This is a genomic window from Nocardia sp. NPDC051832 (assembly GCF_040681285.1).
Taxonomy (GTDB): domain Bacteria; phylum Actinomycetota; class Actinomycetes; order Mycobacteriales; family Mycobacteriaceae; genus Nocardia.
The window spans coordinates 1,632,973-1,646,245 of sequence record NZ_JBFAYL010000001.1; the positions used below are offsets into that span (position 1 = coordinate 1,632,973).

Below are 13,273 nucleotides of genomic sequence, written 5' to 3' on the forward strand. Positions count from 1 at the left end.
GAACTGCGGCTCCGGTTCCGGGTTGTCGATGTCGTCGAACTCGTCCGTCACTTGCCCTCCAGTTCGGCGAGGCGAGCCTTGATCCGGTCCACTTCGGCGGCGGCGACATCGCGTCGGCCCTTGATCTTGTCGACGACGTTCTCCGGCGCCTTGGCCAGGAAGGCCTCGTTGCCGAGTTTGGCGGTGGTCTGGGCCAGTTCCTTCTCGGCGGCGGCCAGGTCCTTGGCCAAGCGCCGGCGTTCGGCGTCGAGGTCGATGGAGCCGGAGGTGTCGAGTTCGACGGTGACGGTGCCGGTGCTGAGGCGGATCTCCAGCGACGCGGTGGCCGCGAAGTCCGCGCCCGGTTCGGTCAGGCGGGCCAGGTTCGCCACCGAGGCGTGCTGGGCGGCCAGGTCCGCGGCGTCCAGGCCGATCAGCTTGGCCGCCACCTTCTGCTTGTCGGCCAGGCCCTGATCGCTGCGGAAGCGGCGGATCTCGGTGATCAAGCGCTGGGTGTCGGCGATGCGGCGATCGGAGACCGCGTCGGCGGGGACGCCGGACACCGTGGGCCAGGCGGAGATCACGATGGACTCACCGCCGGTGAGCGCCTGCCAGAGCGATTCGGTGACGAACGGGATCGCCGGATGCAGCAGGCGCAGCAGCGAATCCAGCACGTTGCCGAGCACGACCCGGGTACTGGCGGCACGTTCCTCCGACTCGGTGAACTGCACCTTGGCCAATTCCAGGTACCAGTCGCACAATTCGTCCCAGGCGAAGTGGTACAGGCCCTCGAACGCCTTGTTGAACTCGTAGCGGTCCAGCGTCGAATCCGTTTCCGCGACAACCTCGTCCAGGCGGTCGAGGATCCAGCGGTCGGCGTCGGTGAGCGTCTCGCGGGCGGGCAGCACGCCCGGCTCGGCGCCGTTCATCAGCGCGAACTTGGTGGCGTTGAACAACTTCGTGACGAAGCTGCGCGAGGCCGTCACGTGCGGGGTGCCGACGGAGAGGTCACCGCCCGGCTGCGCGCCCCGGGCGAGCGTGAATCGGGTTGCGTCCGCGCCGTATTCGGTGATCCAGTCCAGCGGGTCGATGCCGTTGCCGCGCGACTTGGACATCTTCTTGCCGAACTGATCGCGAATCAGGCCGTGCAGGAACACATCCTGGAACGGCACCTGCTTCTCCGGCTTGCCCGCGGTCAGCACCGAGTCGCCGGAGACGTACATGCCGAACATCATCATCCGGGCCACCCAGAAGAACAGGATGTCGTAACCGGTCACGAGAACGCTTGTGGGATAGAACTTCCGCAGCTCCGGGGTGGCGTCGGGCCAGCCCATGGTGGAGAACGGCCACAGGCCCGAGGAGAACCAGGTGTCGAGCACATCGTGGTCCTGCACGAAGCCTTCCGGCGCGGTCTCGTCCGGGCCGACGCAGACGATCTCGCCTTCCGGGCCGTACCAGATCGGGATGCGGTGGCCCCACCACAGCTGGCGCGAGATGCACCAGTCGTGCATGTTGTCGACCCACTCGAACCAGCGCGGCTCCTGGCTGGTGGGGTGAATCTTCACCTCACCGTTGCGGACCGCGTCACCGGCGGCCTTGGCGAGGGTCTCCACCTTCACCCACCACTGCATGGACAGCCGCGGCTCGATCGGCTCGCCGGAGCGCTCGGAGTGGCCGACGCTGTGCACGTACGGATGCTTGCGCGCGACGACCCGGCCCTCGGCTTCCAGGCGCAGGCGGATCTTCTCGCGCGCCTCGAAGCGGTCCATGCCGTCGAATTCGGTTCCGCTACCGGCGATCTTGCCGGTCTCGTCCATGATCGTCGGCATCGGCAGGTTGTGCCGCAGGCCCAGCTCGAAGTCGTTGGGGTCGTGCGCGGGGGTGATCTTGACCGCGCCGGAACCGAATTCGGGGTCGACGTAGTCGTCGGCGACGATCGGGATCTGGCGGCCGGTGATCGGGTGGTAAAGGGTGCTGCCGATGAGCGCCTGGTAGCGCTCGTCCTCGGGATGCACCGCGACCGCGGTGTCGCCGAGCATGGTCTCGACCCGGGTGGTGGCGACGATCACATGCGGTTCAGCGTCGTCGAGCGAGCCGTAGCGCAGCGAGACGAGCTCGCCCTCGACGTCCTTGTAGTCGACCTCGAGATCGGAGATGCCGGTCTTCAGCACCGGCGACCAGTTCACCAGGCGCTCGGCCCGATAGATCAGGCCCGCGTCGAAGAGCCGTTTGAACATGGTCTGCACGGCGCGCGAGAGACCCTCGTCCATGGTGAAGCGATCCCGGTCCCAGTCCACGCCGTCGCCGAGGTGGCGCATCTGCCACTGGATCTGGCCGCCGGATTCGCGCTTCCAGTCCCAGACCTTGTCGATGAACAGCTCGCGGCCGAAATCTTCTTTGGTCTTGCCGTCGACGGCGAGTTGCTTCTCCACCACGGTCTGGGTCGCGATGCCCGCGTGATCCATGCCCGGCAGCCACAGCACCTCATAGCCCTGCATGCGCTTGCGGCGCGAGAGGGTGTCCATGATCGTGTGATCCAGGGCATGGCCCATGTGCAGGCTGCCGGTGACGTTCGGCGGCGGCAGCACGATCGAGTACGGCGGCTTGTCGCTGGCCGGGTCGGCGGCGAAATATCCAGCGGCTACCCAGCGCTCGTACATCCCGCTCTCTACCTGGCTGGGGTCCCAGCTCTTGGGGAGGAGGTCGGCACGATTCGGCTTATCAGAGGCTGCGCTGGTCACCCAGGCATTCTAGTAGCCGACGCGGGAGCGCATTGCCCGCGCCCGCCCGGGGCGCGTTCGGCGGACATACAGAAGGCGAAGTCTTCGGTGGATGAGGGACACCGAAGACTTCGCCTACAACAGTGAGCTTACCGGCGATCCGAGGTCCGGCCCCGAATCCATAAGTAATTCTCAGATTCTCGCGTCCACCAGAAGCTGAGTGTCCGCCGTCACCAGATCGCCGTTGAGCGTCATGGCGGCAGCCGAACCCGCGCCCGCGGCGACGATGACCTGGGCACTCGGATCGACGACATTGCCGGCCGCCGAGACGCCCGGCACACTCGTGCGCCCGAAGCGGTCGACCACCACCCAGCCGTTCTCGTCGAAGTCGCAACCGAGTTCCCGCAGCACCGCGGCCTGGGGCACGAAGTCCGGCGCGACGAAGATCGCGGCCCGCGGGATCGCGCTGCCGTCGGCCAGCTCCACCCCGCGCAGCGTGCCGTCCACGACGAGGCGGGCCACCTCGCCCTCGACGACGCGCACGCCCCGGGCGTCGAGCCGGACGCGGTCCTCCTCCGACAGGGTCATGCCGTTGGCGAACAAGATCACATCGGCGGACCACTGCCGCACCAGCAGCGCGACGTGCACGGCCCGGGCCGTGGCGCCGCGATCGGTGCCGCCGAGGACGGCGATCGGCTGGTCCCGGACCTCGTAGCCGTGGCAGTACGGGCAGTGCAGCACGTCCCGGCCCCACCGCTCGCGGACGCCGGACAGGTCGGGCAGGTCGTCGCGCAGCCCGGTGGCGACCAGCACCCGGCGCGCCCGGAGCACCCGCCCGCCGGCCAGCCGGAGGGTGAATCCGGCCGCGCCCGCGCCGCTTTCGGCCCCGATCACCTCGTCGTCGAGGAGTTCGCCGCCGTACCCCGCCACTTCCGCGGCGCCGGCGGCCAGCAACTCGGCGGGCGGCATCCCGTCCCGGGACAGGAACCCGTGCATGTGCTCGGCGGGCGCGTTGCGGGGCGGTCCGCCGCGCACCACCGCCACTCGCCGCCGCGCCCTGGTCAGCACCAGCGCCGCCGACAGTCCGGCCGCGCCGCCACCGACAATCACCACGTCATACGTATCGTTCATTCGACGATCACCTCCGCGAACCAGGTTGCCGCCGTAGTGCGATCCCGGCAACAATCGTTGCTATTTCCGGGAAGCGATCGCGGCTCCGCGGGCGGTCGTCCCGGTAACGGCAACGAAGGTTGCCAGTCTCGGAATCTGGGTGTGCACTGGAGTCATGCGGAATCAGCCCGGAATCGCAGGCACCCTGGCCGGCATCGGACCTCGGCTCAAGGCGCTGCGCACCCACCGTGACCTCACCCTGACGGCGCTGGCCGAGGCCACGGGGATCTCCAAGAGCACTCTCTCGCGCCTGGAATCGGGGCAGCGCAAGGCCAGCCTGGAGCTGCTGCTTCCGGTCGCGATGGCGTTGCAGGTGCCGCTGGACGAGCTGGTGGCCGCGCCGAAAATCGCCGACCCGCGCGTGCACCCCACCGTGCGCAAGGTGAACGGCACCACGGTGCTGCCGCTGACCAAGCAGCCCGGTCCGTTGCAGGCCTACAAGATGATCATCCCGGCGGAGCGCAGCGAGCCGGATCCGCGGGTACACGAGGGCCACGAGTGGCTCTACGTGCTCTCGGGGCAGCTGCGGTTGATCCTGGCCGAGCACGATCTCATTCTCGGGCCGGGCGAGACCGCGGAATTCGATACCCGCCAACCACATTGGTTCGGCAGCGCCGGGCGGGGCCCGGTCGAGATCCTGAGTCTGTTCGGCAGTCAGGGCGAACGGATGCACGTGCGGGCCCGGCCGAAGAGCAAAACGCAGTCGTGACGCCGTCCACATCGGTCGACCAAACCGGCTGGTCGGGCCGCTATTCGGGTGGCCATCGGGGCAAATCCGGTGGAAATTCAGGGTTTTCCCGGTTGCCGAACCGTGGCGGACTGGTGAACGCTAGGAGGGGTGAACCCCCCGCTCGACGCTCTACCGATGCACTCCGCGGCGCCGCACTACCCCGGCCCCGGGTACCGAACCGTGTCCGTGCGCGCCCTGACGCCGGACGCGATCCACGACCTGCGCGGCGCCGCGATCGACGAGTTGCGTTACCCCGCAACGTCCGCGCTGATCTTCGCGGGCGTGCCCGGAGCGGGCAAGAGCACGGCGCTACGGATGTTCTTCGGCGCGACCCCGGAGCTCGAGGAGCCGCCGCGCGGTCCGGCGGGCTCCCTGGTGCTGGACTCCCAGCACACGCGAAATCGATTGCGGCACAAGCTCGGCTGGCTCCCCTACCCGTTGTGGCGGCCGGTGGTGCACGTCGCGCACTACGCCGGTATCCGGGCGGCGTTGCGGGACGCGCGCGGGCCGGTCGTGATCCACGACTGCGCCACCTTCGGCTGGGCGCGGCGGATGATCGCGCGCTGGACCGTGCGCTACGGGCGGGAACTGCACCTCGTCATGCTCGACGTGCCCCCGACGGTGGCCCGGGCGGGCCAGTACGCGCGCGGACGGCGGGTCAACGGCTTCTTCTTCACGCTGCACTGCCGCCGCTGGGCCCGGCTGACCGACAGGATGACCGCCGCCGAGCCGCGCCCGCCGGTCCGGTCGTCCAGCTCCGTCGTGCTCGTCGATCGCAGCACCATCAACCATCTGGACCGGGTCGCGTTCGACCACTGATCGGGGGCCGAGTGGACCACTCGATTCGGGGGGAATTGGCTCTGGGGTGCTTGCCTGCACGTTGCTAGCGTCGGGGTATGACCGAAATTCGTGAGCTGCCGGCAGGACGGACCGGGCTCGCCGCGGCGGCGATGCTGGAGCTGCGCCCCCGGTGGGAGACGCCGGAAGCGCTGGTGGCGCTGATCGATGACCGGTTGCGCCCGGCCGGCTACCGGATCGCCGGAATCTTCGACGGCGAGACCGAATCCGCGGTGTCGGTGATCGGTTTCCGGGAAGCGTGGAACACCGCGTGGGGGCATTTTCTCTACGTCGACGACCTGTCGACCCTGCCGACCGCGCGCGGCCGTGGCCATGCCGATCTGCTGCTGAGCTGGGTGCGGGAGGAGGCCCGGCGACTCGGATGCGAGGCGGTGCACCTCGACTCCGGGGTCGCCCTCGACCGGGCTCCCGCACACCGCCTGTACATGCGGCATCACCTGGCGATCACCTCGCACCATTTCTCGGTTGCGGTGTAATCGCTCAGGGCACCAGCACCGTCAAGGCGTCCGGAACCGCCCGCAGCGTGATCGGGAGGGTGCCCGCCGGTTCACCGTCGGCGGTCGCCGGAGCGCCCGCGGCGGTCAGGGTGACTGCCGCGACCCGATATTGGGTGGTCGCCGGGTGATCGATCCGCTTGCCGGCCGACAGGGCCGGGAGCAGTTTGAGCATTTCCAGGCGCGGGACCGCGCCGACAACGGTGATGTCCAGCAGGCCGTCGTCGGGTTCGGCGTCGGGGCAGATCAGCATGCCGCCGCCGTAGGTGCGGGTGTTGCCGATGGCGACCATGACCGCGTCGGTTTCGATGACGGCGTCGCCCGCCGGATTGTCCAGGGCGCCGGGCGCGACGCCCGACAACTCGATCCGGTACGGCACCGAGAGCCCGCCGGTGAGCTCCGCCAGCGCCGCGAAGGTGTACCGCAGCGGGCCCTTGGGCCAGCGCATATCGTTGGCGCGCAAGGTCACTCGCGCGTCGAAACCGGTTCCGGTGATAGTCGCGAACCACATCGGGGCCGCGCCGGGCGCTTCGATGCGGCCGAGATCCAGGACGCGCGTCTTGCCCGCCACCGCCACGTCGGCCGCCGCCGCCGGGTCGTCGGTGGGGACGCCGAGCGCGCGGGCCAGATCGTTGCCGGTGCCGCTGGGCACCAGGCCGAGCGGAACACCGGTCTGCGCAACGGCTTCCAGCATCACGTTCATCAGACCGTCGCCGCCGACGCAGATGACGGCGTCCGGCCGGGTCTGCGTCGCGCTGAGCGAATCCCGCACCAGGCGTACCGATTCCGCCGCCGAGGGGGCGCGGATCTCGGTGACCTCGACGCCGCGCTCGGCGAGCCGGGCGATGGCGGCGGTCGCGACGTCGTGACCTTTGCCCAGCCCGGAGAGCCGGTTGGTGACGACGAGAGCCGAGGTAAGGGGTGACGCCGATGTCATCAGATCAGTTTTCCAGGGTTGAGGATGCCCGCGGGATCCAATTCCTTTTTCACGGCCTGTAATACGCGCACGCCGAGATCGCCGACCTCGCTCGGGATCCACTGGCGGTGGTCGGTGCCGACCGCGTGATGGTGGGTGATGGTGCCGCCGGCGGCCATGATCGCATCGCCCGCCGCCTGTTTCGCGATACCCCATTGGGCGATCGGGTCGTCGAGCTGCTTGGCGACGACGGTGAAGTACAGCGAGGCGCCGGTCGGGTAGGTGTGCGAGATGTGGCACATGACCAGGGCCGGGGTGCCCTGTGCGGTGAGCGAATCCGTCAGCGCCGCAGTCACCTTCGCCTTGAGCTCGGCCAGGTTGGACCAGGTGGTCGCGGTTTCCAGGGTTTCGCACAGCACGCCGACGTCGAGCAGGGCGTCGCGCATGTACGGAGCCTTGAAGCGGCCGTGCTCCCACTCCTGGGCGGGCTGGTCGCCGAGTGCGACCCCACCCGCCGCGGTGAGCAGGGCATACGCCTCGGCGGAGCGCGCCTCGACGTGGGCCCGGGTGCCTTCGAAGGTCGTGATGGCCAGGCAGCCGGTGACGGCGTTGCCCCCGATATCGCCCGAGCGCGCCAGGTTCAGCCCGGTCTCCGCCTCGTCGGACAGGCGCAGCACGGTCGGGGCGGCGCCGGCCTGGACGACGCCGCGCAGCGCGGCGGCGCCGGTGCCGAAGTCCGGGAACGACCAGGCTTGGTAGGCAATGGTTTCCGGCTTCGGATGCACCCGCAGGGTCACCTCGGTGATCACGCCGAGGGTGCCCTCGGAGCCGACGAACAGTTCGCGCAGGTCCGGTCCGGCGGCCGAGGCCGGGGCCCGGCCCAGCGCCAGAGTCCCCATGGGTGTGGCGATTTTCAGCCGCTGGACCATATCGTCGAAGCGGCCGTAGCCGGCCGAGGCCTGCCCGGAGGACCGGGTGGCCGCGAACCCGCCGATGCTGGCGAATTCGAAACTCTGCGGGAAGTGCCCGATCGAAAGGCCGTGCGCGCCGAGCAGTTCCTCCGCCTGCGGGCCGGTGAGACCCGCGCCGAGGGTGGCGGTGCCGCTGATCGGATCGACCTCCGAGACCGCGGTCAGTCGCCGCAAGTCCAGCGCGATGACGGTGGCGAAACGGCCGCGCACCGGGTCGACGCCGCCGACGACGCTGGTGCCGCCGCCGAACGGGACGACCGCGATCTCATGGCTCGCGCAGTACGCCAGGACCGCGAGGACCTGATCGTGGTCGGCGGGGAAGACCACCGCATCGGGGGCGTCCTGCGGGCCGTCGACGCGGCGGCGCAGCAGATCGGGGGTGCTTTTGCCGCCCGCACGCAGCAGGCGATCGTGATGGTCGGACGACACATTGGCCGCGCCGACCACCGCGACCAACCCGCTCCGCTGCGCCGGCGTCAGGGCCGACTCGCGGAGGGGCACGTCGCCCTCATCGCGGCGCGCTACCGGGTCACCGGAGACTCCGAACACCTGCGCCAGCAGGCCCCGGATCTGCGCCGAAAGTGGCTGTTGTCCGGCCGGAATACCCCAGGCGTCCCACACCATACTCGCTGCTATCGCCGCCTCGCCCGGGTTTGGGACGGGTTCGGACTCCGCTTCGGACCGCTGCGTATCGACCATGCGTTACAGTTTGACATAGAGTGTCAAGCAGTAACGAGGAGACACATGCCTGAGCACGACACCGAGCCCGAACTTTCCGCCATCGACCTCGCGATCTTCGAGGCCGCCCGCGCCTGCGTCGAGGAATTCGGCGTCCGCCGCACCACCCTCACCGAGGTGGCGCGGCGCGCCGGGGTCAGCCGGCCCACCGTCTACCGCCGCTGGCCCGACACCGGCGCACTGGTCGCCGAGCTGCTGGTGCGCGAACTCCGCACCGTTCTCGCCTCCGCCATGCCCAGCGCGGGCACCGGACGCGCCCGGCTGGTGCGGGGCATCGTCACCGGCGCCGCCCAGATTCGTTCGAACCCGCTGTTCGGCAAGATCTTCCGCACCGACACCGACCTCATGCTCACCTACGTCTTCGGCCGCCTGGGCCGCAACCAGCGCAGCCTCATCACCCTGTTCGCCGCGGGCATCCGCGACGGACAGCACGACGGGTCCATCCGCACCGGGGACCCCGATCAGCTCGCCACCATGCTCCTGCTGATCTCCCAGTCCGCGGTGCAATCCGCCGGCACCGTCGAGCCCCTGCTCGCCGGCCCCGACCTCGACACCGAACTGGCCAACGCCATCGACGGCTACCTGCGACCCGTGTCCGAAGCATGACGCTGTCAGCCGGTGTCATGCCTCCTCCTACCGCGGCGCGCTGGAACTACGCCCGGACGAACGCCTCGGCAGGCCGCCCGGCTCGGCACGATCAACGAATCTCGTCGCCCGGCGACCGGAGTGCACCGCCCACGACACCGACAATCCCCCGTCGTACCTGCGCGCACTCGAACTGCTCGGCACAGCGACGTGAACTACTCACTGGAAAGGCACTGTGATGGCTGCGAATTCAGGCAGGACCGGGGACTCGGCGCTGAATGCCGTCCGGCGGGCGCGCGAGCTTCAGGAGCTCGGAGACGCGGGTGAGATCGATCTGCTGGTGATCGGCGGGGGTGTCACCGGGACCGGGGCCGCGCTGGACGCGGCGGCGCGCGGGCTGCGGACGGTGCTGGTGGAGCGGCATGACCTGGCGTTCGGGACCAGCCGGTGGAGTTCGAAGCTGGTGCACGGTGGCCTGCGGTACCTCGCGAGCGGGCAGGTCGGGATCGCGCACGAGAGTGCCGTGGAGCGCGGAATCCTGCTCCGGACAACAGCTCCGCATCTGGTGCGCCCGCTGCCGCAGGTGGTGCCGCTGCTGCCGGGTATCGGCGCGGCCCAGCGCGCCTTGATTCGCGCTGGGTTCGTGGCGGGAGATGTGTTGCGGCGCAGCGCCGGAACACCACCCGCGCTGCTCCCCCGCTCGCGCCGGATCGCCGCCGCCGAGGCGCTGCGCTTGGCCCCGACGGTGCGCCGGGAAGGCTTGAGCGGCGGCTTGCAGGCGTGGGACGGTCAGCTCGTCGACGACGCCCGCCTGGTGGTCGCCTTGGCTCGCACGGCGGCGGAGCAGGGTGCGACCGTGCTCACCCGCGTGGAAGCCCTTGATGTGAGCGGCAATTCGGCCACCCTGCGCGACACCCTCAGCGGCGAGACCTTGCAGGTTCGGCCGCGCGCTGTACTGAACGCCACCGGTGTGTGGGCCGACCAGGTCGACCCCAGCATCGAACTGCGCCCCAGCCGCGGCACCCACCTGGTCTTCGACGCCGAATCCTTCGGCGGTCTGACCGCCTCGCTGACGGTACCGGTCCCGGGTTCCACCAGCCGCTTCGTCTTTGCCTTCCCGGCCGCCCACGGCCGCGTCTACCTCGGCCTCACCGACGAGGACGCCCCCGGCCCGGTCCCCGACGAACCGCGGCCCACCGACTCCGAAATCGACTTCCTCCTCGACACCATCAACACCGCCCTGCGTGAACCGCTGACCCGCGCCGACATCCGCGGCTCCTACGCCGGCCTGCGCCCCCTCCTGAAGACCGGCGACGGCAGCACCGCCGACATCTCCCGCCGGCACGCCGTCCTGCACTCCCCCAATGGCGTCATCACCATCGTCGGCGGCAAACTGACCACCTACCGCCAAATGGCAGAGGACGCCGTCGACGCCGCGATCACCGCGGCCACCTTGACCGCCGCCCCCTGCCGCACCAAAAATCTGCCCCTGGTCGGCGCGGTCTCCGGCGCCGCCCGCGACCGCATCGCCGCCCCCCAACTCCTGGTCGAACGTTACGGCAACGAAGCACCCACCGTCCTCGCCGCGGGCAACCCCGCGGCGCAGACCCTGGTCGCTCCCGGAATCGACGTCACCACAGCCGAATTCACCTTCGCCGTAACCCACGAAGGCGCCCTCACCCCCGACGACCTCCTCGACCGCCGCACCCGCATCGGCCTGATCCCGGAAGCCCGCGACGCCGCCCTCCCCGCCGCCACCGCCGCCTGCACTACCACCATCCCCTAACCCGTCACGCCCAACGCCCAACGCCCACACCCTCAGTCGCAGTCGCAGTCGCAGTCGCAGTCGCAGCGTCACTCACCGCACCGCGCGCGGGACCCGCAGAGCACCCGCGCCACAGCGGTGTTCGACAGGACCTCGTCGCTGAGCAAGTGATACCAGCCAAATGTCCGGACCATAGGCACTGTCCGACGCGGCGCACACCCGCGACGCCGTGCATGGACCAGCCGTCGCGGCAGGTGACGCATCTCGTATCAGGCGATGACCCGGTCGGTGGGTCGCTACGGCGCACACGCTGCACCGCCCTGTCAGTCGTAGCGCCAGTCGGCCAGTTCGGCCGCGACGCACACCCGCGGCATCGTGCGTGGACCAGCGGTCGCGGCAGGTGGCGTATCTCGTGTCAGCCCGGTAGGTGGGTTTCCGCCGACGACACGGCCCTTCGAGCCGTCGCGCATCCAGTCGTTACGGCACACGCGCCGCACCGTCGGCGCGACACCCACGGGGCCTGCGGCCAAGTGCGGCTGGGCCCTTCGACGGGGCTGCTGCAACGGATGTGGTTGCCGGGCATCGTAGTTCGATGCTGTCAGTCGTAGCGCCAGTCGGCCAGTTCGGCGCGCATGCAGGCTCGGGGCCAGCGGTCCAGGCCGTGGGCGGATTCGGCGGCGCGGAGGTCGCGGAGGCCAGGGGTTTCCTGGCTGAGGTTGAGGTAGCAGGTGACGGATCTCGTGACAGGTAATGACCCGGTCGGTGGGTCCCTACGGCGCACACGCTGCACCGTCCTGTCAGTCGTAGCGCCAGTCGGCTAGTTCGGCGCGCATGCAGGCTCGGGGCCAGCGGTCCAGGCCGTGGGCGGATTCGGCGGCGCGGAGGTCGCGGAGGCCAGGAGTTTCCTGACCGAGGGTGAGGTAGCGGAAGCCGAGGCGTTCGTAGTAGGGGCCGTTCCAGGGGACCTCGGTGAAAGTGGTGAGGGTGATCGCTTGCAGGCCTTCGGCTTTCGACCAGGTGACGGCGTGATCGATGAGGCTCTTGCCGATGCGGTGACCGATGTACTCGGGGTCTACCGAGACCTGGTCGATGTGAGCGTTGTCGTCGACGAGGCCCAGTACCAGGTAGGCGATGGGGGTATCGGTGTCGTCGGGCCGGACCCAGGCTCGACCGGCGCGCTGGAATTCGCGCAGCGTCGGCAGAGGTGGCGGGTCGTCGTCGGCGACGGACTGCATTCCTATGTCCGCGAACGGTTTTCCCGCGGCACGTTCGATGTCCTGCAGTACCGGCAGGTCGGCCTCGGTCGCCCGCCTGATCTTTCGCATCACCGATCCTGGCATGGTTTCACCCGGCGGGCGTCGCGAGTATTCCGTTGATCAGCACCCGCAACGCCCACCCTTCGCGGGCGTCTCCGCCGTAGAGAAGGTGTTCACGCAGGCCGACGATCATCGGATAGCGGTCGGCGGGTAGTTCGTCCAATTTCCGCTGGGCGGCAGCGATATTGCCTTCGGTGGTGCCGCCCTTCACGTTGTAGGCGCTCTGTTCGGCGGCTTGCGCGGTGATGTGGAGGTAGATCAGGTCGACGGCCCAGGAGTTGGTGCGCGGGTCCAGGCCGCCTTCGCCGAGCAGCGTCAGCATGCGCTCGATCAGCGCGAGCGCGTTCGGGCTGGTGGGTATCGAGCCGAGCGCCACCAACGCCAGGCCCTCGTGCCTGCTCATGACTGTCACCGCGGACTCGATCAGCGTCTCCAGCCGCTGCCGCCACGTCCCGCCCTCGGGTTCCGGAACAGTGCCGAGCACGTGGTCCAGCATCGCCGCCATCAGGTCGTCGCGATTGGCGACGTAGACGTAGAGCGAAGCCGCGCCGGTGTCGAGATCCTGGGCGACCCGGCGCATGGTGAGCGCCGGCAAACCTTCGCCATCGAGGATCCGGAGGCCGGTTTCGACGATGACCTCGCGGCTGAGCGGCGCTTTCGCCGGACGGGCACGGCGACTGACGGGGGCACCCATGACACCTGAGCATACGCATCCGGCGAACGACGTTTGACACGAACACCGTTCGCACCGAGCATCGCCCCGGCCGGCCACCACGGCATGCCCAGCCCCCTTTCCAAACACCGGCGAAGCCGGCACCGGCACCCGTGGCCACCGGTTCGAGCAATGGGTGCTGGAGCACCTCGATACCTTCGCTGTGGCCTGATGATCCTCATCACCGCAGGCAGCGGCGCAGCGGCCGGGCCAGCGGAACCCGAGCCCGCCGAATCCGCACCGCACGGCGCGAACCCGAACCAGTCCGGGCCCGTCCTGCGGCGATCCGCGCTCCGGATACCGCCTCGCTGGACAACCT

The 13,273-nt window shown here is 69.6% G+C and carries 11 protein-coding genes; 5 read left to right on the forward strand and 6 right to left on the reverse strand.

Annotated features, from left to right (window positions below; translation table 11 throughout):
- Window positions 1–47 precede the first annotated feature (47 nt).
- Window positions 48–2,720 carry a valine--tRNA ligase gene (locus AB0M14_RS07310; RefSeq protein WP_364989884.1) on the reverse strand — a complete coding sequence of 891 codons (2,673 nt, stop codon included), beginning with the start codon at window positions 2,718–2,720 and terminating at the stop codon, window positions 48–50.
- A gap of 171 nt (window positions 2,721–2,891) precedes the next feature.
- On the reverse strand, window positions 2,892–3,830 hold the full coding sequence (locus AB0M14_RS07315; RefSeq protein ID WP_364989888.1) for an NAD(P)/FAD-dependent oxidoreductase: 939 nt from the start codon (window positions 3,828–3,830) through the stop codon (window positions 2,892–2,894).
- Window positions 3,831–3,984: 154 nt separating this feature from the next.
- Here AB0M14_RS07315 and AB0M14_RS07320 point away from each other — a divergent pair, with 154 nt between their 5' ends.
- The 3 genes from AB0M14_RS07320 to AB0M14_RS07330 all read left to right on the forward strand — a co-directional run bounded on the left by AB0M14_RS07320 (window position 3,985) and on the right by AB0M14_RS07330 (window position 5,933).
- The gene (locus AB0M14_RS07320; protein ID WP_364989891.1) at window positions 3,985–4,578 is read left to right on the forward strand and encodes an XRE family transcriptional regulator; all 594 of its coding nucleotides are present in this window, start codon (window positions 3,985–3,987) and stop codon (window positions 4,576–4,578) included.
- A 156-nt stretch (window positions 4,579–4,734) separates the two neighbouring features.
- Window positions 4,735–5,418 (forward strand): AAA family ATPase, encoded by a 684-nt coding sequence (locus tag AB0M14_RS07325; protein ID WP_364989894.1) that lies wholly within the window; start codon window positions 4,735–4,737, stop codon window positions 5,416–5,418.
- A gap of 77 nt (window positions 5,419–5,495) precedes the next feature.
- Entirely contained in the window at window positions 5,496–5,933 is a 438-nt protein-coding gene (locus tag AB0M14_RS07330; RefSeq protein ID WP_364989897.1) for a GNAT family N-acetyltransferase, read from the forward strand.
- A 4-nt stretch (window positions 5,934–5,937) separates the two neighbouring features.
- Here AB0M14_RS07330 and AB0M14_RS07335 read toward each other — a convergent pair whose 3' ends face one another.
- Both AB0M14_RS07335 and AB0M14_RS07340 read right to left on the reverse strand, forming a co-directional pair.
- Entirely contained in the window at window positions 5,938–6,888 is a 951-nt protein-coding gene (locus AB0M14_RS07335; protein ID WP_364989902.1) for a YegS/Rv2252/BmrU family lipid kinase, read from the reverse strand.
- Window positions 6,888–8,462, reverse strand: coding sequence for an FAD-binding oxidoreductase (locus tag AB0M14_RS07340; protein ID WP_364991393.1), 1,575 nt, complete (start codon window positions 8,460–8,462; stop codon window positions 6,888–6,890). Before AB0M14_RS07340 ends, AB0M14_RS07335 begins: the two co-directional genes overlap by 1 nt.
- A 120-nt stretch (window positions 8,463–8,582) precedes the next feature.
- On the opposite strand from AB0M14_RS07340, the gene AB0M14_RS07345 reads away from it, so the two are divergent.
- Complete coding sequence (locus tag AB0M14_RS07345) at window positions 8,583–9,182, forward strand: helix-turn-helix domain-containing protein (RefSeq protein WP_364989907.1); 600 nt, start codon at window positions 8,583–8,585, stop codon at window positions 9,180–9,182.
- A gap of 217 nt (window positions 9,183–9,399) precedes the next feature.
- A complete protein-coding gene (locus tag AB0M14_RS07350; RefSeq protein WP_364989909.1) occupies window positions 9,400–10,947 on the forward strand; it encodes a glycerol-3-phosphate dehydrogenase/oxidase in 1,548 nt (515 codons plus the stop codon).
- A gap of 776 nt (window positions 10,948–11,723) precedes the next feature.
- On the opposite strand, the gene AB0M14_RS07355 is transcribed toward AB0M14_RS07350, so the two are convergent.
- On the reverse strand, window positions 11,724–12,251 hold the full coding sequence (locus tag AB0M14_RS07355) for a GNAT family N-acetyltransferase (protein ID WP_364989911.1): 528 nt from the start codon (window positions 12,249–12,251) through the stop codon (window positions 11,724–11,726).
- A gap of 19 nt (window positions 12,252–12,270) precedes the next feature.
- The gene (locus AB0M14_RS07360; RefSeq protein WP_364989914.1) at window positions 12,271–12,936 is read right to left on the reverse strand and encodes a TetR/AcrR family transcriptional regulator; all 666 of its coding nucleotides are present in this window, start codon (window positions 12,934–12,936) and stop codon (window positions 12,271–12,273) included.
- Between the last annotated feature and the right edge of the window lie 337 nt (window positions 12,937–13,273).

Bases quoted from the DNA above. Each gene is read 5' to 3' on its own strand.
- AB0M14_RS07340 (WP_364991393.1), bottom strand. From the start codon at position 8,462: ATGGTGTGGGACGCCTGGGGTATTCCGGCCGGACAACAGCCACTTTCG.
- AB0M14_RS07335 (WP_364989902.1), bottom strand. From the start codon at position 6,888: ATGACATCGGCGTCACCCCTTACCTCGGCTCTCGTCGTCACCAACCGG.
- AB0M14_RS07330 (WP_364989897.1), top strand. From the start codon at position 5,496: ATGACCGAAATTCGTGAGCTGCCGGCAGGACGGACCGGGCTCGCCGCG.
- AB0M14_RS07320 (WP_364989891.1), top strand. From the start codon at position 3,985: ATGCGGAATCAGCCCGGAATCGCAGGCACCCTGGCCGGCATCGGACCT.
- AB0M14_RS07345 (WP_364989907.1), top strand. From the start codon at position 8,583: ATGCCTGAGCACGACACCGAGCCCGAACTTTCCGCCATCGACCTCGCG.
- AB0M14_RS07315 (WP_364989888.1), bottom strand. From the start codon at position 3,830: ATGAACGATACGTATGACGTGGTGATTGTCGGTGGCGGCGCGGCCGGA.
- AB0M14_RS07355 (WP_364989911.1), bottom strand. From the start codon at position 12,251: ATGCGAAAGATCAGGCGGGCGACCGAGGCCGACCTGCCGGTACTGCAG.
- AB0M14_RS07350 (WP_364989909.1), top strand. From the start codon at position 9,400: ATGGCTGCGAATTCAGGCAGGACCGGGGACTCGGCGCTGAATGCCGTC.
- AB0M14_RS07360 (WP_364989914.1), bottom strand. From the start codon at position 12,936: ATGGGTGCCCCCGTCAGTCGCCGTGCCCGTCCGGCGAAAGCGCCGCTC.
- AB0M14_RS07325 (WP_364989894.1), top strand. From the start codon at position 4,735: ATGCACTCCGCGGCGCCGCACTACCCCGGCCCCGGGTACCGAACCGTG.